At 42.9% G+C, this 18252-nt stretch carries 18 protein-coding genes; 8 read left to right on the forward strand and 10 right to left on the reverse strand.

The features are described 5' to 3' along the window. Positions 1-56: 56 nt before the first annotated feature. The 4 genes from AC6H1S_RS07095 to AC6H1S_RS07110 all read right to left on the reverse strand — a co-directional run bounded on the left by AC6H1S_RS07095 (position 57) and on the right by AC6H1S_RS07110 (position 2724). Positions 57-608, reverse strand: a complete 552-nt coding sequence (locus tag AC6H1S_RS07095; protein ID WP_199141122.1) for a NifU family protein — start codon at positions 606-608, stop codon at positions 57-59. 127 nt (positions 609-735) lie between these two features. After that, the gene (purB, locus tag AC6H1S_RS07100; RefSeq protein WP_199141121.1) at positions 736-2082 is read right to left on the reverse strand and encodes an adenylosuccinate lyase; all 1347 of its coding nucleotides are present in this window, start codon (positions 2080-2082) and stop codon (positions 736-738) included. Positions 2083-2218: 136 nt separating this feature from the next. Next, positions 2219-2437 (reverse strand): PG1828 family lipoprotein, encoded by a 219-nt coding sequence (locus AC6H1S_RS07105; RefSeq protein WP_199141120.1) that lies wholly within the window; start codon positions 2435-2437, stop codon positions 2219-2221. Between the two features lie 89 nt (positions 2438-2526). After that, on the reverse strand, positions 2527-2724 hold the full coding sequence (locus AC6H1S_RS07110) for a hypothetical protein (protein WP_199141119.1): 198 nt from the start codon (positions 2722-2724) through the stop codon (positions 2527-2529). A gap of 237 nt (positions 2725-2961) precedes the next feature. Between AC6H1S_RS07110 and AC6H1S_RS07115 the strand changes: the two genes are divergently transcribed. From AC6H1S_RS07115 to AC6H1S_RS07135, 5 genes are all read left to right on the forward strand, one after another. Continuing rightward, on the forward strand, positions 2962-3528 hold the full coding sequence (locus AC6H1S_RS07115) for an RNA polymerase sigma factor (RefSeq protein ID WP_199141118.1): 567 nt from the start codon (positions 2962-2964) through the stop codon (positions 3526-3528). Positions 3529-3532: 4 nt separating this feature from the next. Next, entirely contained in the window at positions 3533-4618 is a 1086-nt protein-coding gene (locus tag AC6H1S_RS07120; protein WP_199141117.1) for a S1C family serine protease, read from the forward strand. 77 nt (positions 4619-4695) lie between these two features. Next, positions 4696-5619 (forward strand): DUF72 domain-containing protein, encoded by a 924-nt coding sequence (locus AC6H1S_RS07125; protein WP_497565671.1) that lies wholly within the window; start codon positions 4696-4698, stop codon positions 5617-5619. A gap of 56 nt (positions 5620-5675) precedes the next feature. Then, entirely contained in the window at positions 5676-6311 is a 636-nt protein-coding gene (locus AC6H1S_RS07130) for a peroxiredoxin (protein WP_497565672.1), read from the forward strand. A gap of 90 nt (positions 6312-6401) precedes the next feature. After that, positions 6402-6599 carry a cold-shock protein gene (locus AC6H1S_RS07135; RefSeq protein WP_199141114.1) on the forward strand — a complete coding sequence of 66 codons (198 nt, stop codon included), beginning with the start codon at positions 6402-6404 and terminating at the stop codon, positions 6597-6599. A gap of 62 nt (positions 6600-6661) precedes the next feature. Here the strand turns inward: AC6H1S_RS07135 and AC6H1S_RS07140 are convergent, their stop codons facing one another. The 6 genes from AC6H1S_RS07140 to AC6H1S_RS07165 form a co-directional block, all read right to left on the reverse strand. After that, a complete protein-coding gene (locus AC6H1S_RS07140) occupies positions 6662-9667 on the reverse strand; it encodes a glycosyltransferase family 117 protein (RefSeq protein ID WP_497565673.1) in 3006 nt (1001 codons plus the stop codon). Between the two features lie 206 nt (positions 9668-9873). Beyond that, positions 9874-11052, reverse strand: coding sequence for a THUMP-like domain-containing protein (locus AC6H1S_RS07145; protein WP_497565674.1), 1179 nt, complete (start codon positions 11050-11052; stop codon positions 9874-9876). 92 nt (positions 11053-11144) lie between these two features. Then, on the reverse strand, positions 11145-12413 hold the full coding sequence (locus tag AC6H1S_RS07150; RefSeq protein WP_199141111.1) for an aspartate kinase: 1269 nt from the start codon (positions 12411-12413) through the stop codon (positions 11145-11147). Then, positions 12414-13223 (reverse strand): DUF3298 and DUF4163 domain-containing protein, encoded by an 810-nt coding sequence (locus AC6H1S_RS07155; RefSeq protein ID WP_497565675.1) that lies wholly within the window; start codon positions 13221-13223, stop codon positions 12414-12416. An 8-nt stretch (positions 13224-13231) separates the two neighbouring features. Beyond that, positions 13232-13702 carry a GNAT family N-acetyltransferase gene (locus AC6H1S_RS07160; protein ID WP_497565676.1) on the reverse strand — a complete coding sequence of 157 codons (471 nt, stop codon included), beginning with the start codon at positions 13700-13702 and terminating at the stop codon, positions 13232-13234. A 41-nt stretch (positions 13703-13743) separates the two neighbouring features. Continuing rightward, positions 13744-14433 carry a YggS family pyridoxal phosphate-dependent enzyme gene (locus AC6H1S_RS07165; RefSeq protein WP_497565677.1) on the reverse strand — a complete coding sequence of 230 codons (690 nt, stop codon included), beginning with the start codon at positions 14431-14433 and terminating at the stop codon, positions 13744-13746. Positions 14434-14505: 72 nt separating this feature from the next. Here AC6H1S_RS07165 and AC6H1S_RS07170 point away from each other — a divergent pair, with 72 nt between their 5' ends. From AC6H1S_RS07170 to AC6H1S_RS07180, 3 genes are all read left to right on the forward strand, one after another. Next, positions 14506-14982, forward strand: a complete 477-nt coding sequence (locus AC6H1S_RS07170; protein WP_199141107.1) for a DUF4296 domain-containing protein — start codon at positions 14506-14508, stop codon at positions 14980-14982. A gap of 1 nt (position 14983) precedes the next feature. Further along, the gene (locus AC6H1S_RS07175; protein WP_497565678.1) at positions 14984-17353 is read left to right on the forward strand and encodes an endonuclease MutS2; all 2370 of its coding nucleotides are present in this window, start codon (positions 14984-14986) and stop codon (positions 17351-17353) included. Positions 17354-17520: 167 nt separating this feature from the next. Continuing rightward, positions 17521-18222 (forward strand): CoA transferase subunit A, encoded by a 702-nt coding sequence (locus tag AC6H1S_RS07180; protein WP_497565679.1) that lies wholly within the window; start codon positions 17521-17523, stop codon positions 18220-18222. Positions 18223-18252 lie beyond the last annotated feature (30 nt).

The raw sequence follows: 18252 nt of genomic DNA on the forward strand, positions 1-18252 counted from the left end.
GGGAGTAGTTTAGCAATTAAGCAGACCACCGACATTAAACAATAGCAGTTATTCTTTTATAATGCTTCAGAAACCACTTCCTTCACTTCGGGAACCATGCGTTGCAATAGGTTTTGAATGCCCGATTTTAAGGTAATGGTAGATGATGGACAGCCACTGCAAGAACCCCTCAGTTCTACAGTTACCACGCCCTCGTCGAAAGATTTGTAGCTGATGGCACCACCGTCTTGCTCAACCGCCGGACGAACATAGTCGTGCAGAATCTGTTGGATTTTGATTTCGATATCGCTGCCTTCAAAATTTGGAGCTTCTTCAGCCGTGTTTTCCTTGATTTTCAGTTCAGCTTCAACTGCACCTTTCACAAACTCTTTTAAAATCGCTTCGATATCGCTCCAATCTGCATCGTCTGTTTTGGTAATGGTTACAAAGTTGCTGGCAAAGAATACGCCGTTAACAAAGTTGAATTTAAACAGTTCTTTGGCAAAAGGAGAGTGTTCAGCGCTTTCTTTTGTTGCAAAATCCTCGCTGCCATTGATCAAAAGTTTATTGACCATAAACTTCATGGTAGCTGGGTTCGGGGTCTGCTCGGTATATACGTTGATTGTCATTGTCTGATGAATTTAGATTACAAAAATAAATCAAATGCAACTAGACTGTTGTCTGTTTTAGGTCAATTTAAGCAATTTAGCACGATTTATAAAGAAATCGTCTATTCTTCGCCTTCAACCTTCTGCCTTAAAATATTCCAGTATAATTAAACGGCGTAATCTGCTTCAGTTCGGCCTTAATCGTATCGTTTACTTCAAGTTCGTCGATAAATGCAGCCATGGTTTCGGCAGTAATTTTTTGGTTGGTCCTGGTGAGTGCCTTCAATGCCTCGTAAGGATTTGGATAAGCCTCTCTTCTCAATACGGTTTGGATGGCTTCGGCTACAACAGCCCAATTGTTTTCCAGATCGGCCGCAATCGCTTCGTTGTTCAATAAGATTTTGTTCAGTCCTTTTAGCGTAGAGCTGATGGCAATGAGGGTATGCGCCATCGGAACGCCCATATTTCTGAGCACGGTCGAATCGGTTAAATCGCGTTGCAGACGGGAAATAGGCAACTTGGCTGCAAAGAACTCAAACAAGGCATTAGCCACGCCGGCATTGCCTTCGGCATTTTCAAAATCGATAGGGTTTACCTTATGGGGCATAGCCGATGAACCCACCTCGCCAGCTTTGATTTTTTGCTTGAAATAATTTTTAGAGATGTAGGCCCAGATATCGCGGTCCAGGTCAATAATAATGTTGTTGATCCGTTTCAAGGCATCGCATTGCGCAGCAAACTGATCGTAATGTTCAATTTGTGTAGTGTATTGCGCACGGTTCAAGCCTAAGATCTGGTTAACGAAGTTGTTCGAAAAATCAACCCAATTGGTTTGAGGATAAGCGATATGGTGTGCATTAAAATTGCCCGTCGCGCCACCAAATTTGGCACTGTGCGGAATGGCTTTCAACGTTTGGAACTGTATGTTTAAACGTTCGGCAAAAACCATAAACTCCTTGCCCAGTTTGGTAGGAGAGGCCGGTTGGCCGTGTGTATGCGCCAGCAAGGGAACATTGGCCCATTCTTTGGCCAAGTCGCTGATTTTTTGGATAAGCTCGGTGAGCGCCGGGAAATAAGCTTCCTCCAAAGCTATTTTAAAGCTGTAAGGAATAGCTGTATTGTTTACGTCCTGTGAGGTTAAGCCAAAGTGGATAAATTCCTTGTAGGCTTGCAGGCCCAATTCGTCGAATTTGGTTTTGATAAAGTATTCAACCGCTTTGACATCATGGTTGGTAATGCTTTCGGTGTCTTTAACCGTTTGCGCATCGGTATCGGTAAATTGTTGGTGGATGGCACGCAGCTTCGGAAAAAGCGTGGCGTCGAATTGTTCCAGTCCAGGAATTTTAGCTTCGCACAAAGCAATAAAATATTCTATCTCTACAAAAACACGGTATTTGATCAGGGCAGACTCAGAGAAATATGCAGCCAGTTTGTCGGTTGTTTTTCTGTAGCGCCCATCAATTGGAGAGATGGCCTGGAGCGGAGATAAATTCATTTGAAAGGAAAATTGATACAGCCGCAAAGGTAGCATTTATCAGGCATTTTTGATAGGCTAAATATTGCAAAATACCTAGAATCAAAAAAGCCGAAGAAAATTTCCTCGGCTTTTTTATGCGTTTAAAAACTATTGACTAGTGTTTAGCAGCTTCTTTAACTGAATCAGCAGCTTTTTTAGCAGTGTCAACAGCAGCTTTAGCAGTGTCAACAGCAGCTTTAGCTGAATCTACAGCAGCGTTAGCTGAATCGATAGCAGTTGAATCAGCAGCAGTTTCTTTTTTCTCTGAGTTACAAGCAACTACTGATAAAGATAAAGCTAATGCTAAGAAACCGAATTTGAATAAGTTTTTCATTTTAATTTTCTGTTTAAATAATTAATTAATTTTACTCTTAATACCGCAAAGGTAAAAAGGTAACCCTGCAAATGTAAAAAAAAGTTAAATTATTTTTTTTCGGTCTTTTTTGTAGTATCAATGGGGTTTTTAAGGGTGTCTGCTTTTAAAGAATCCACTTTAGGCGAGTCGATAGCCGTACCGTCTTTTAAATTTTGAGCTCCGTTTTTAGGTTTGCCAAAATCGCAAGCGATTACCGATACGCTTAATACCAAAGCCATAAAGCCAAATTTGAATGCATTTTTCATATTGTTTTCGTTTAAATTGATGAATAGGTTTTATCGTTAATGCACGGAATTTTAAAAGGTGACCCCGAAAATATTTTTATTTTTTTAGCAGGTTACCATTGCCTTAATTTGGTATTAAAGCTTGGTCTAGGTAGTGTAAATGTTGATAGGTCTGACAAAGAAGATCGCTACCTTGCCACAAAAAATAATTTTTTTGGCTATCATTGGGTTACCATTCACGTTTAAATGTATTAATTGGTGAGTATTAAGTTAAGCAGTTCAGTTCCAACAGATAGAGAAGTAGTATTAGGTATACTCAACAACTCAGAAGAAGCGCTAAATAAGTTGTACGCGGGCTATTTCCCGATGGTGCTTCAGTTTATTCTGAACAATAATGGCGATGAAGACGATGCAAAAGACGTATACCAGGAAGCCATCATTGTATTGTATAATAAAATAAAGAACGGCAATTTTGAGCTCAGCAGCAAGCTAAAAACCTATTTGTATTCGGTAAGCCGGCGCATCTGGTTAAAAAAGCTGACGCAACAGCGCAAGAAGACCAACAACATTGCCGATTTTGAAGACGTACTGGCCATAGATGAAGATGTAGAGCAGCATGAGCAAAAAGACATGCAGTTCGACAAGATGAAAGTAGCCTTGGAAAGCCTGGGCGAACCCTGCAAAACAATTATCCAGGATTTTTATATCCATAACCTGTCTATGCAGGATATCTGTGAAAAATTTGGCTATACCAATACGGATAATGCCAAGACACAGAAGTATAAATGTTTGCAACGATTAAAAAAGTTGTTTTTTCAACCATAATATAATGAGAAACGAGATAGAATTAGAATCGATTATTGAAGATTACCTCAACGGCAAACTAACCCCCGAAGAGCGTATGGCCTTTGAGCAACTCAGAAGCAATGACCCCATTGTCGACCATAAAGTAGTTGCCCATAAGGTATTCTTGGATTCGATGAAGCAGTATGCGAATATTTTGTTGCTGAAAGAACAAATGGATGCTGCGCACGACCAAATCGATGTGGCCGCCATTAGCGAAAAAGTTAAACCTCATCCGTCGCGCGTGGTAAGGATATGGCGAAACAACAGATCGGCTATTGCCGTTGCCGCTTCTTTTTTGATTTTGGCTGCTGTTACTTTATTATCTTACTACGCACAAAGGGAGCAACAAGGAAATATCAAATTGCTTGATAGAAGAATTGATAGACTAGATAAATCTCAAGGCGATATCATCAGGGTGATTACCAGCGATGCAAAGCATACGAATAGAACGCCGGCTAAATTTGGAGGTACGGGCTTTGCCGTTTCGAGCAATGGCTTTATTTTAACGAATTACCATGTCATTAAAGGCGCAGATTCTATTTATATCCAAAATAATAAGGGTGTATCATTCAAAGCAAGAAAGTTTTATGTAGACCCTATTAATGATATTGCTGTCTTAAAAGTGAATGATAATTCATTCAGAAATCTGGGAATTTTACCTTATAGCATTAAGAAATCAGGTACAGCTATTGGCGAAATGGTTTATACCATAGGCTATCCTAAAGATGATATCGTACTGGGCAATGGCTATGTAAGCTCTAAAACCGGCATGAATGGCGATAGTTTAGCTTACCAAGTTGCTATTTCGGTAAATCCAGGCAACAGTGGTGGTCCTTTGTTAGATAATAAAGGAAACATTGTCGGGGTAATTAACGGCAAAGAAGAAAAAACAGAAAATGTAGCCTTTGCCGTAAAATCTAAATATATCATGGAAGCGTTGAATTCGATCCCCCAAGATTCGTTGAGCAACCGGGTGGCCTATGGCAAAAGAAGCACATTGCAGGGGCTTGAACGGAATAGGCAGGTTACTAAAGTACAGGATTATGTTTTCATGATCAAAGTGTATTAACAGTCCCAAAATATTAAAATTTGAAAACCCCGAAACTTTAGGTAGTTTTCGGGGTTTTGTTTTAAATTCAGTAGCATATGGAATTTGGAAGAGTTGCCGAAGAAGCAATCAATACGATAGATTTTACTTTGCCACCCGATGGCGAACAAACCCTTTTAACCTTGGCCAAACTAAAGCCAGTAGCCAATCCGCAGTTCTACGTGGGCTGTGCCAAATGGGGGCGAAAGGAGTGGAAGGAGCTTATCTATCCCAAAAAAACAAAAGAAGCCGATTTTCTGGGTGAATATGTCAAGCATTTTAATTCGATAGAACTGAATGCCATTTTTTATAGCCTGCCCAAAGAAGAACAGATCTTAAAGTGGGCCGAACAGGTAAAGGCCAATACCAATGGCGACTTTATGTTTTGTCCCAAGTTTTCGAGAACCATTACCCATCTCAAGCGCCTCAAGGATACCGATTACCTAACCGACGAGTATATCAAGGCCATTAGCGCCTTTGGCCAATACTTGGGGCCTTGTTTTTTACAGGTAAGCGATAATTTCGGTCCGAACAACATCAGTGTATTGGCCAGCTACCTCGAAAAACTGCCAGCCGATTTAAAGGTGTTTGTAGAAGTAAGGCATCCCGATTGGTTTAAGGGCGAAGCCAGAAAAGCATTGTTTAGCCTGTTAGCCAGGCTGGGCAAGGGGGCGGCCATTACCGATGCCAGCGGTAGGAGAGACTGCGTACACATGGAATTGCCCACGCCAAACGCTTTTGTAAGATTTGTGGGCAATGGCGGTCCGTACCTGGATTCTGATAAGGCCAGGGTAGACGAGTGGGTGGTAAGACTGAAGAGCTGGCTAGACCAGGGACTGGAAAACATCTATTTCTTTTTGCACCAGCACGATGAGGCCGACACGCCTTTAATAGCAGATTATACCATACAAGAATTCAATAAGCACCTGAAAAGCAGCCTGCCCCGCATAAATTTTATTACACAACAAAGAGGATTGTTTTAATTCAGTTTAGTAACTTCACCGCATACAATTGATTTTTTAACCTAAAAACCAAAGCCATGAGTTTAAGAATTGGAGATACCGCGCCCGACTTTAAAGCTATAACTTCTATCGGAGAAATAGACTTTTACGATTACCTGGGCAACAGCTGGGGCGTGCTGTTTTCGCACCCGGCCGATTATACGCCGGTTTGTACCACCGAATTGGGCAGAACAGCTGCCTTAAAATCCGAATTTGACAAAAGGAACGTGAAAGTTCTGGCTTTGAGCGTCGACTCGGCCGAATCGCATCAAGGCTGGATCAAAGACATTAACGAAACCCAAAATACAATTGTCGATTTTCCGATTATTGCCGATCAGGACAGGAAAATTGCCGATGCCTACGATATGATCCATCCCAATGCTTCGGAAACGATGACCGTACGTTCGCTGTTTGTGATCTCGCCCGACAAAAAAATAAAGCTGATGATTACCTATCCGGCCTCAACCGGACGAAATTTTACTGAAGTGCTCCGGGTTATCGATTCCTTGCAGCTTACCGCCGAATATAGCGTGGCCACACCTGCCGATTGGAAGGATGGCGAGGATGTAATTGTGATGAACAGCATCAAAACCGAGGATATTCCGGCCAAGTTTCCGAAAGGCCATCGGGTAATTAAGCCTTATTTGCGTACTACACCCCAACCTAACAAGTAATTTTCAAATAATATTTCTTTTTGAATTTTTTGTAATTAACTTTAATTCAGTAACTATTTAATAATCATCTTATACAATTACACAATTTTTATGAGTACCGGAAAAGTAAAGTGGTTTAATACCCAAAAAGGTTATGGATTTATCATCTATGACGGAAACAAAGAAATTTTTGTTCACTTTAAAGATGTTGTGGGAGGAATAGATGCGATTAAAGAGAATGATGAGGTAGAATTTGAAACCGCTGAAGGCAAAAAAGGTTTACAGGCTGTAAACGTTAAAAAAGTCTAATCTGGTCTAAAAAATTTTTACATAGCAAAGCCTCCCGATATTACATCGGGAGGCTTTTGTTTTTAGCTCAAGCTATTGGTAAATCGGGTTTCGTAGTCTTTGAGCTGCTGTTTGAACATTTTATTCAGGTCTATTTGTTTGTGGTCTTCCGTAATTTTGTCTAAGCTCTGCAATACGTACATGCCTCGTCTGATATCATTGATAAAGGCACGTTGCTCTTCAGGCTTCAACGAAAGAATATATTCGAACTCCTGCGCCAAAAACCCAGTAGTTTCTTTGGCGATTTGGCTAGCCCGTTGATTGTCGTTAACCAGGTAGAGGTTTTGTACCAGGGAAATCTTGTTCAGCGTATCCATAATGGTGTAATTCTTTAACGGCAGCTCTTTTATACTTTTGTTGATGACCTCCTTGGCTTGGGCAATGCTGTTTTCGTGGATTAAATTCGCACTTAAAGTATTGGCGTAAGTCCAAGTGCCCTGCAATACCCTTCTGCTTTCTGGATCGATGTACTTAGCTTTTTTAAAGCCTCCCAATTCAAAATTTTTGTAATGTTTAAAGGCCAATTGATTATTGGTTTGTTCGGTCTTGTCGGCATCTTGGTTAGGCTTTAAAGGCAACAAGCGGTAGGCATAGCCTTCCATATAAAGGTATTTGTCTAGGCCGATGTAAGTGTCGTCTGAAACCGATGTGGCGAAGTAAATTGGTCTTTTCCATTGATTGTGCACAATGATATCGAACATGGCCAAATCACTTTTCAAGGCATAGTTTTTCTTAAATTCCCATTCCATTTGAGGCGCAATTTTATCCTTGTCGGCCAAGGCTACGGTTTGGGTAGCCAGAATTTGGGCTGGATCTATTTTTAGCTTGAGTTTTTGCGTAGGCAGGAAGTTTTCGTAGCTGCCGTCGTTCATTTGCACTTTGTCTTCTTTGTTGTCTGAAGTAAGCACCGCCAGAAGATCGGCCAGTTCAACGCTGTCTTTAATGCCATAATCTACATAAGGCATGTAATCTCTAACCCCTTCCTTGTATTGGTTGTGCACCATGCTAATTGGCAACGGGGCCGAAAGGTGCTGCTGTTTTTTCATTTGGTCAAGAAAAGCCTCAGAACCTAAAAATTGCAGGCAAATCACCCTTACATCGGTGCGGATTCCCTCTACCTCTTGCGCATACCAAAGCGGATAGGTATCGTTATCGGCATTGGTAAACAAAATGGCATTAGGTTCGCAGCTGTTGAGGTAGTTTTTGGCCATGTCTAAAGCGGTAGTTTTGCCACTTCGATTGTGGTCGTCCCAGCCACGGGCAGCCATCAGCACAGGCACAGCCAGCATACACACCAAAGTGGCAATAGCCAAGCTTGCCTTGTTCGAAGCAATACGTGCCAACAGTTCTTTCACAGCCAATACACCCATGCCAATTAAAATGGCGAAGGCATAAAACGAACCTACATAGGCGTAGTCGCGCTCGCGTACCTGCAAAGGGTCTTGGTTAATGTAAAGGATGATGGCCAAGCCGGTACAAAAGAATAGCAATGCAACCACCAAGCCGTCTTTTTTGTTGTTGCGATAGAGGTAAACCATCCCTAAAAGTCCCAATACCAGTGGCAAGCCATAAAAAAGGTTGTAGCCTGCATTTTCTTTAATGCTTGGTGGCAGCTTATCCTGATTGCCCAAATGCAAGGCGTCGACTGGTTTAACGCCACTGAGCCAGTTGCCCTGGTGTATGGCGCCTTGTCCCTGCTCATCGTTTTGGCGGCCTACAAAGTTCCAGGCAAAATAACGCCAGTACATAAAGCCCATCTGGTAGCTGTTCATGAAACTTATATTCTGCCAAAATGTTGGTGTTTGACCATCGGCAAGTCCCATCCAGCTCTGGTAAAAATTCACGTGGCTTGGTTTGTCGCTATAGGTACGAGGCAAAAAAGTATTATTGTCGTAAACACGTTTGTAGGTTTTGCCGCTTTCTTCGTAGGCTTTGTCGCCCTTGCGGTAGGTAACGCCTGTTTCTTTGGTTTCTAAGGGTTTTGAATTGTAAAACTGCCCGTACAATAAGGGCTTGTCTTCGTATTGCTGCCTGCTCAAATAACTGAACAGTGAAACAGGAGTATCAGGATTGGAAAGATTGATGTCGGTTTTGGCATTGGCGCGGATAATGATCATGAAGTAAGAGCAAAAGCCGAATATCACCAAAGCCAGGCTCAGCAAGCCTAAGTTAAGCTGGTAATATCTCTTTTTGATACTGTAATAAATGCCATAGCCCAAAGCCAAAGCGAATAAGGCTACAAAAGCCAGTGCACCCGAGCCGAAGCCCAAGCCAAAACTGTTCACCAACAAGATGTCGAATTTAGAGGCGAAGAGCACAAAGTATTGGATGACGCCAAACTGCACAATGCCCAATAAAACACAGCCAATTAAAAAAGCTTTTGCCATGCCCCAAAAGGTAGGGTTTTCTTGTTTCCTGAAATAATAAACCAGGCTGATTGCCGGAATGGCCAGCAAGCTCAATAAGTGGATGCCGATAGAAAGTCCAATCATGTACGCAATGAACAAAATCCATTTGTCGTTCATTTGCTGTTCCCATTTCAGGATGGCCCAAAAAACAATGGCTGTACAGAGGGTAGAAATGGCATAAACTTCAGATTCTACGGCCGAAAACCAAAATGTATCTGAAAAAGCGTAGGCTAATGCCCCAATGGTACCAGCGGCCATCATGCTCCATAATTCTGTTGTATTTAATGTTGCCGTGTCTTTTTTTACGATTTTTAAGGCAATGGCATTGATGCTCCAGAACAAGAACATAACAGTAGCCGCACTTGAGAGCACCGAAACCAGGTTTACCCAATAAGCCACTTTGCTCAAATCGCCGGCCGCCAATAGCGAAAACATTCTGCCGATCATTAAAAATAAGGGTGCGCCAGGCTGGTGGCCAACTTGAAGCTTGAAAGAAGCCGAAATAAATTCGCCACAGTCCCAAAAGCTTACCGTAGGTTCCATACAGAGCCAATAAGCTAGCGCGGCAAGCGCAAATACGACAAAGCCAAGGGCATTGTTCAAGCGTTTAAATGTTTTCATGAGTTTAGTTTAAGGTTTAACCAAAAATACCCTATCCGTTATGGCCGACTTGTTAAAGGATTGTTAAAAAGTGTTAAAAGTGAGGAAGTTGAATGAGGAGGGAAGATGTGTTTAAAGCAAAAAGACTAAAGCTGAAAAATCAAAACCTACTCATCCAGAAAGGGTGAAGCCTACTGTGGCAGATAGCTAATTGCACCAACAAACTTCTAATAATGTTGCAAAATCTTGGCTTTGATGGCCCAATTGCCTTCGTGGGTTTGCGTGAAGATAATAAAATGGTCGTGATTGGGTTTGATTTTGTATTTTTTGACCAGGTTTTCTGCCTTTTCAGGAAAATTCCTCACAATAACATTGCCCACTAAGTTTTTTTCTTTTTTCAGTTCGTTTAAGGTAAGTCGGTTTTCGATCTTAAAAATACGACCCGGAAATTCTGGTAAAAACAAGTCACTTTCGTATAACTGAGTATGTTGATGCAACTTATGCAAACCAAAACGTGCGCCAATGAGGTTAAAAGCACCACTTTTGAGCAGGGCTACATCAGGTTCGTAAAGGTAAGCGGATGGTTGATAGCTGGCAACGGCCATAGGTTTATGGAGTTCGCCGAGTTGAAAGGCGAATATCTTTTGCTCGTCGTTTAAAGTGGCGCAAATTACCTTCGGATCGGCGGTAAAATTTTGGTCTATCACCCAAAGCAATTCCTTGCATTCGTTTTTTACGCTTACAATATGGATTTCGCTCACGTTTTTCAGTTCGGCAAGTCCGGCAGTGATATCGAGCAGGGGAGCAGTTTTGATGATGATGCGTTTGGCTTTTGCCAATAGCAAATCCAAATGTTCGGTTACATCGGGTGTGCAGTCTTTGAGCTTGAATACCTTGCTGCTTTGGTGGCGTCGCGCCGGGTCCAGGTAAATGGTATCAAATTGTTGCGTGGTGCTTTTCAGGAAATCAATTCCGTTGATGGCCAAACACTCGATATTGCTGGCGCCAAGTACGGTTGCATTATGTGCGCTGATGGCCGAAAGTTCCGGGTTGATTTCGCAACTGTAAACCTTTGCTGTTTTTTGGGCAAAAAAGAAACTGTCAACGCCAAAACCGGCGGTCAGGTCTAGCAGGGAGTGGCCTTGAGCCAATTGGGCTTTGTATCGCGCCGTGGTTTCGGATGAACACTGCTCGATTGATAACAGTGGCGGATAATAAATTCCTTCTTGTGCATACCAGCTTGGCAGCTTGTGTACCGATTTTTTTTTCGCCGTAATCTGTCCGGCCAATTCTGCCGAGCTCACTTCGCCAAAAGGCGATTTTAGCAACGCAATTTTGCTTACATCGGCTTGGAGATTATTGCTGATGTAGGCCTGAACTTCGCTATCGAGGATATGTTTGTTCATTTTGCATATTGTGATGGGCGTAATTCAATTTACAGCTGGCGTTTAACTTGCTACCTTCAACTTTGAACCCTCAACTTTGAACTTTTAATATATCAAGCCTTATCCTTCATCACCATTTGGCAGGTATGGCGGCTTTTCACTTCTAAAAGTACATCTTTATTAACCGTTACACGATCAATGGTTTGTTGGTTATAGTAACGGATGGTCACCAGCTCGAGTCCGCTGTTGTATTTTACCTTAAAGCTCTCCGATAGGTCGGCAATGAGCCGTTTGATTTTCTGCTCATCGTTGTCAACGCTAACCGAAAAACTGATGGCCGAGTTGAGCATGGTATTTACTTTTACCCGGTTGCGGTGCAATACGTCGAAAATGTGGCTCAAGTTCTCTTCGATAATGAAAGAAAAATCCTTCGGGAAGATGGAAATCAGTACTTGGTTTACCTTAAAAATAAACGAAGGTATTGGCAGAGGCGTTTGTGTGGTGGTAATGGCTGTTCCTTCGGCTTCTGGCTGGATAAACGAACGCACATACAAGGGAATGCCCTTGTTTTGGATAGGTTTGATCGTTTTTGGGTGGATTACCGTGGCGCCGTAATAGGTAAGCTCGATGGCATCGTGGTAAGAAAGCTGGGCTATTTTTTCCGTTTCGTCGAACCATTTAGGGTCGGCATTCAACACACCTGGCACGTCTTTCCATATTGTCATCGATTCGGCGTTTAAACAGGCACAGAAAATGGCAGCCGAATAGTCGGAACCTTCTCTGCCTAAAGTACTGGTAAAATTTTCGCTGGTGCCCCCAATAAAGCCTTGCGTAACCACAATGCCCTGTTCTAAAAAGCTAGGCAGGTGTTTTTGGATCTCCTGTTCGGTTTTATCCCAAAGTACATTGGCTTCTCGGTAGGTATTGTCGGTTTTGATGTAGCCACGCGCATCTGTCCAAATGCTAAAACAGCCTACTTGGTTCAAATAGGCAGCCACTATTCTGGTCGATACCAATTCGCCAATCGACACGATCTGGTCGTACAGGTAATCGGGGCCATCGCTGGCTTCTTCTTCCAAAAGCCATTCAATTTCTACAAAAGTATTGGCTACGTCGTTGTAAACAGGATTTTTATGGTCTTCGAACAGTTCGTTGATGATGTTGAAGTGAAAGACCTTGATGTCTTCAAAAAGCTGTTGCGTATTTTCATCGCCTTTTACAAAAGCCCAAGTAAGTTCCTCGAGCTTGTTGGTTGTTTTGCCCATGGCCGAAACCACAATGAGCAATTCTTTATCTTTAGCGTGATTTTGGACGATTTGGGCTAGATTTTTAACGCCTGCTGCATCTTTAACAGAAGCGCCACCGAATTTGAATACCTGCATTTAATGAGTTGGGGTAGGTGTGAGAAGCGAATTTGGTTTGGCAATTTGCGGCAACTGCGCAAAAGGAATGGTCAATATTGTTCTTCCAGCTGCGTAGGCATCAATTTCGTAGGCGTTGTATAAAAATACCAGGCCTTTATCGCTTACATAAAAATTTGGGGGCAGCCTAAAAATGCCCTTGTCGAAATAGAATTTGCCCTCCAGGCTCTCTGTAGGACTTAGTTTTTTGTCTTTCCTGAAAATGCTTTCGGCCACTTTAAGCAAATCGGCCATTTTACCGGGTTGGATGAGGCTGTCTAAAACCACAGGCAAATTGGTTTTGGGATTGTAGTTGATGTACGAAACCATGGTGTTGCCATGTGCACCACCCGTATAATCGGCATGGGTATGCTCCAGCGCGATGTAGTTGCTGGTTTGGCGCAATACTTTAATGTCGATGAGCAAATACCACCATTGGCCGGTGTTGGGTTCTTCTTTATAAAAGTCGTCGTAGCCCTTGATAAAGCTGCTGGCGATATCGAGGTACGAAGTTGCTTTTTCTTCTTTGGCAATATAATCGAAAACCTGTCTTTTGATGTAGTTGTTCAGGCTGTCGTTTTTAAACGTAGGAAACCTGATGACGGCATTGGCGGTGTCGGCATATTCGTTTTTGCCCGGCTTGACCAGGTTTTTGCTCAGCACTTTTACCGAATCGTAGGCATAAGTCAAAGTATCGGCGGGTACAGCGGCACTTTCGCCCGATTTTTCTGTCTTGTTTTGGCAAGAAGAGATTGCCATCCCGGCAACGAGTAATAATCCTAGTTTTTTCATGTTTGTTTCTAGTTAAATTGGTGCAGCTGTTCTTTTGAAAACGAAGCATTGAGCCACTCGTCTTCCAGGCGGGCTTCGTATTTATTGTAAAAGTTGATGGCCGGTTCGTTCCAGTCGAGCACTTGCCAGGTCATGCCGTTATAGTGGTTGGTTTTAGCTTCTTCTATTACCTTTTCGAACAAAATCTTGCCAATACCTTTGCCTCTATAGGCTTCGGTTACAATAAAATCTTCCAAGTATAAACGACAGCCTTTCCAGGTTGAGTATCTGGTGTAGAACAAAGCAAAGCCGATAATGGTTCCGTGTTCTTCGGCCACAAAGGCTTTCCAAACCGGCTTTTGGCCAAAACCAGCGTCAATAAATTCGTCGAGGGTTACGGTTACTTCTTCCGGTGCTTTTTCGTACAGTGCCAATTCGTTGATTAATTCGAGTAAACGCGGGCAATCTTCTTTTACTGCGGTCCTGATCTGGATATTCATATGGTATTTTTTTGTTGTTAAGATAAGGCAATAAGCATGTGTTATTCGGCTTTCCAATGCTTGATTACCCTTTTGCCAAATATATTGCTTCCGATGCGAACCATAGTGCTGCCTTCTTCAATGGCCAGTTTATAATCGGCCGACATGCCCATCGAAATTTCCTTGAAATAATCGTCTTTTCTAAAAAAGCTCATTTTAAGTCCGTCGAAAAGCACTTTTAATTCGTTAAACTCCACTTGTGTTTGTTTTTCGGTAGCATTGTTGGTCGCAATGCCCATCAGGCCTATAATCCTGATGTGCTTTAATTCGGCAAATTCGTCAGCACGCAACAGCTCAACGGCCTCGTCAAACTGTAAACCGAACTTAGTGTCTTCATCGGCAATGTAAATCTGCAACAGGCAGTCGATTACACGATTGTTTTTGGCCGCTTGCTTGTCTATTTCCTTTAATAATTTTAAGCTGTCAACCGATTCGATGAGCTTTACAAAAGAGGCGATGTATTTAACTTTGTTAGTTTGCAAGTGGCCAATCAAATGCCATTCGATGTCTGGTGGCAGTTGTGCCTGTTTATCAACCATTTCCTGTACCAGGTTTTCGCCAAAAACACGCTGCCCGGCATCATAGGCTTCTTGCACCGCTTCGGCAGGATGGCTTTTAGAAACGGCAACCAGCTTTACGCCATCGCTTTCTATCTCACTTTTATATTTTAATATTTTATCGGCAATGCTCATTTATCAGTATTTTTGGTAAAATTAACAACCTTAGCGCAATTTGGCTAAGAAATTAGAAAGGTTTTGTCAATAATGAAAAGATTTTTTGCCGTTTTATGGGTGTGCTCGGGGCTATATGCCTGCAAGCCAGGTATCCCCAAAGAGCTTATCCAGCCTGATAAAATGGAAAAGGTACTGTTCGATATCCATGTGGTAGATGGCTATATCAGTACCATGTCGCCAGGCGCTGATAGCACCAAAAAAATAGCATCAGCTTTTTATAAGGGTATTTATAAGAAATTCCAGATCGATTCTGCCCTTTACAACCAAAGCATGAACTATTACTATCAGCATCCAGACATCCTCAAAAAAATATACGATAACGTAACCACGCAACTCAATAAAACAAAAGAGAAGCAACTGAAGACCCTGCAAAAGGCAACCGACACGGTAAAGCCGGCCAAAGCGGGAGCAAAACCGGCAAAGGATTCTATTGGCCAGGCCCAGGAAATGCAACCGGTTAAGCTGCCGGTTGAGGTACCTAAAAGTGCTTCCACACCCCAAAAATAATATGTTATATCCAGATAATTGCCAAGAGAGATTAGGTTTTAACGAAGTGAGGCAAATGGTGCACCAGCATTGCCTAAGTACCATGGGACAGGCCTTGGTGAGCAAGATGCAGGTCATGACCAAACACGACCAGATCAACAAGTTTCTGCGCCAAACACACGAATTTAAAAGCATCTTGGAAAACCAAGAGCCCTTACAGATCAGTACCTTTTTTGACATTAAGGTACTGGCTGATAAAATTAAAGTAGAAGGAACCTACCTGGTTGAGGAAGAACTTTTCCAGATTTATGCTTCCCTGCAGACCGTATTTTCGGTTTTGCGATTTTTTGAAGAACGCGCAACGGTTTACCCGAATTTAGAAGCGCTTTTTGAACATTTGCCTATTGAAAGGAACATCCTTAAAAAAATAGAGGGTGTTTTAGATGCTAAAGGCAAGATGAAACCAAATGCTTCGCCCGAGTTGCAGGATATTACGGCGGCCATAGCCAAAGGCGAGCAGGAAGTGCGTAAAAAGATGGATGCCATCTACAAAAATGCGATTGCCCAAAATTGGGTTGCCGATGGTAGTTTAACCGTTCGCGATGGCCGCATGTGCATCCCGGTATTGGCCGAAAACAAGCGAAAGCTCAAGGGTTTCATCCACGACGAATCGGCCAGTGGCCAAACCGTTTACTTGGAGCCCGAAGAGGTTTTTACGCTCAACAACAAGCTGCGCGACCTCGAATTTGACAGGCGCAGGGAAATCGTGAGGATTTTGATTGCGCTGACTACAGAACTGAGGCCCTATACACCGTTGTTGCTGTCGTACCACGGCTTTTTAACCAAGCTCGATTTTGTAAGGGCAAAGGCCTTGTTTGCCATCGATATACAGGCCAACATGCCGGTGTTGCTCAAAGAACCCAAAACCAGGCTGGTTAACGCCCGCCACCCTTTGCTGTTGCTTTCTTTTGCGGCAGAAAAGAAAACGGTGGTGCCCTTAAATATCCACATCAACGAGAATTTGAGAATTGTTTTGGTTTCTGGACCAAATGCCGGTGGCAAATCGGTATGTATGAAAACCGTGGGGCTTTTGCAACTGATGCTGCAAAGTGGTTTGCTGGTGCCTGTCGACGAAGGGAGCGAAATGGGTATTTTCGATCAGGTTTTTGCCGATATTGGCGATGACCAGTCTATCGAATCCGATTTGAGTACCTACAGTGCACACTTAACCAAAATGCGCTACTTTGTGGCCCATGCCTCGCCCAAAACACTGGTTTTGATAGACGAGTTTGGAACAGGTACCGATCCACAGTTTGGTGGGCCAATGGCCGAAGCGGTTTTAGAGGTGCTCAACAGCAAGAAGGTGAGGGGCGTAATTACCACGCACTATTCTAACCTCAAGCTTTTTGCAGGCCATACCGATGGTTTGGAAAATGCCTCTATGCTTTTCGACAACAGCAAGATGAAACCGCTGTATGTGCTCGATATTGGCAAGCCAGGCAGTTCTTATGCCTTCGAAATTGCGCAGAACATTGGTTTGCAACCCGAAGTATTGCAGCTGGCTAGAGAAAAAACCGGAGCGAGCCAAAACAGCATCGACAGCCTTTTGGTTAATTTGGAAAAGGAAAAAAGACAAGTGCACGAAGCTAAAGTTGCCTTGGCCAATCAGCAAAACAAAGCCAAAAACCTGGTGGCCGAAAACGAGAAACTGAAGCAGTTCTTGGAAGAAAACAAAAAGGTGCTGATTAAGGAAGCTAAGCTCGAGGCTCAAAATATTATTAAGGAAGCCAATAAGCTGGTAGAAAATACCATTGCCGAGATTAAGGAGAAGAAAGCCGATAAAGTAGTCACCCAGCAATTGAGGCAAAACCTTCAAAAGAACCTTGCCAAAAACGAAGTAAAGGAAGAACGCAAGCCGGTAGTGAGTTTCGATGATTCGGCCATAGAAGTAGGCGATTGGGTGCAACTGATCAATACCGAAACCAACGGACAGGTATTGGAAATCAACCGCGACAATTTGGTGTTGGCTTTGGGCGACCTGCGTTCGGTGGTGAAAAGGAACAAGGTGCAGAAAATCAGCAACCGACAAGCCAAAAAAGCTGTACAAAGCAATTCTTATGCAGGAAGGATGAATGAAGCCATCACCAATTTTAAACCCGAACTCGATTTGAGGGGCATGCGTGGCGAAATGGCCTTGCAGGAAGTAGAAAATTACCTCGACAAGGCGATTATGCTGGGTTTCCCTTCCATCAAGCTGATCCATGGCAAAGGCGACGGTATCTTAAGAAAACTGATACGCGACTACCTTAAAAAATATACCGAAGTAACCCGCTTGGAAGACGAACATGCCGACAGAGGTGGCGATGGCATTACTTATGTATATTTAAGTTAAATGGCTAAGCTATTTATGGCTTAAAATAATCGAAATTAAAGTGGCTTCACTTGCTGTTTGAGCCTTTTTCGACCTATACTTAGTGTAAAACTTACATAGTTGTAATCTCTTAAATGATTTGGAAGACGGGCAATATCTTGCTAATTTAGCCCAAAACACACGATTATATGATTAATAAAGTTGTAGCTGGGCCAGATGAGGCGATCAAAGATATTCATGACGGACAAACCCTGATGCTCGGCGGTTTCGGCCTTTGTGGCATTCCTGAAAACTGCATTGCAGCTTTGGTAAAAAAGGGAGTAAAAAACCTGACTTGTATTTCAAACAATGCGGGTGTCGACGATTTTGGCATCGGCTTGATGTTGCAGACCCGTCAGGTTAAAAAGATGATTTCCTCTTATGTGGGCGAAAATGCCGAATTCGAAAGGCAGTTGCTCAGTGGCGAACTGGAGGTAGAACTTATTCCGCAAGGCACTTTGGCTACGCGTTGCATGGCTGCCGGTTACGGTATGCCTGCCATTTTTACACCAGCAGGCGTGGGCACCGAAGTGGCCGAAGGTAAAGAAACCAGAAACTTTAATGGCAAAGATTACCTGATGGAATATGCTTTTGATGCTGATTTTGCTTTGGTTAAAGCCTGGAAAGGCGATACGGCTGGCAACCTGATTTTCCGCTCTACGAGTAGGAATTTTAACCCGGTAATGGCCATGGCCGGTAAAATTACCATTGCCGAAGTAGAGGAACTGGTAGAAGTAGGTATGCTGGATCCCGATCACATCCATACGCCTGGCGTGTATGTGCATCGTATTTTTCAAGGCAAAAACTATGAAAAAAGGATAGAGCAACGTACAGTGAGAAGCAAGTCATAAGTGGTAGTAAATAAGCGATAGCAGCAAGAA

This window comes from Pedobacter sp. TM02, from assembly GCF_059705275.1.

Excerpts from the sequence above, each read along its gene's own strand:
- AC6H1S_RS07150 (WP_199141111.1), bottom strand. The coding sequence starts at position 12,413 with ATGCAGGTATTCAAATTCGGTGGCGCTTCTGTTAAAGATGCAGCAGGC.
- AC6H1S_RS07180 (WP_497565679.1), top strand. The coding sequence starts at position 17,521 with ATGATTAATAAAGTTGTAGCTGGGCCAGATGAGGCGATCAAAGATATT.
- AC6H1S_RS07165 (WP_497565677.1), bottom strand. The coding sequence starts at position 14,433 with ATGAGCATTGCCGATAAAATATTAAAATATAAAAGTGAGATAGAAAGC.
- AC6H1S_RS07170 (WP_199141107.1), top strand. The coding sequence starts at position 14,506 with ATGAAAAGATTTTTTGCCGTTTTATGGGTGTGCTCGGGGCTATATGCC.
- AC6H1S_RS07120 (WP_199141117.1), top strand. The coding sequence starts at position 3,533 with ATGAGAAACGAGATAGAATTAGAATCGATTATTGAAGATTACCTCAAC.
- AC6H1S_RS07145 (WP_497565674.1), bottom strand. The coding sequence starts at position 11,052 with ATGAACAAACATATCCTCGATAGCGAAGTTCAGGCCTACATCAGCAAT.
- purB (WP_199141121.1), bottom strand. The coding sequence starts at position 2,082 with ATGAATTTATCTCCGCTCCAGGCCATCTCTCCAATTGATGGGCGCTAC.
- AC6H1S_RS07105 (WP_199141120.1), bottom strand. The coding sequence starts at position 2,437 with ATGAAAAACTTATTCAAATTCGGTTTCTTAGCATTAGCTTTATCTTTA.
- AC6H1S_RS07125 (WP_497565671.1), top strand. The coding sequence starts at position 4,696 with ATGGAATTTGGAAGAGTTGCCGAAGAAGCAATCAATACGATAGATTTT.
- AC6H1S_RS07175 (WP_497565678.1), top strand. The coding sequence starts at position 14,984 with ATGTTATATCCAGATAATTGCCAAGAGAGATTAGGTTTTAACGAAGTG.
- AC6H1S_RS07160 (WP_497565676.1), bottom strand. The coding sequence starts at position 13,702 with ATGAATATCCAGATCAGGACCGCAGTAAAAGAAGATTGCCCGCGTTTA.
- AC6H1S_RS07135 (WP_199141114.1), top strand. The coding sequence starts at position 6,402 with ATGAGTACCGGAAAAGTAAAGTGGTTTAATACCCAAAAAGGTTATGGA.
- AC6H1S_RS07140 (WP_497565673.1), bottom strand. The coding sequence starts at position 9,667 with ATGAAAACATTTAAACGCTTGAACAATGCCCTTGGCTTTGTCGTATTT.
- AC6H1S_RS07155 (WP_497565675.1), bottom strand. The coding sequence starts at position 13,223 with ATGAAAAAACTAGGATTATTACTCGTTGCCGGGATGGCAATCTCTTCT.
- AC6H1S_RS07095 (WP_199141122.1), bottom strand. The coding sequence starts at position 608 with ATGACAATCAACGTATATACCGAGCAGACCCCGAACCCAGCTACCATG.
- AC6H1S_RS07110 (WP_199141119.1), bottom strand. The coding sequence starts at position 2,724 with ATGAAAAATGCATTCAAATTTGGCTTTATGGCTTTGGTATTAAGCGTA.
- AC6H1S_RS07130 (WP_497565672.1), top strand. The coding sequence starts at position 5,676 with ATGAGTTTAAGAATTGGAGATACCGCGCCCGACTTTAAAGCTATAACT.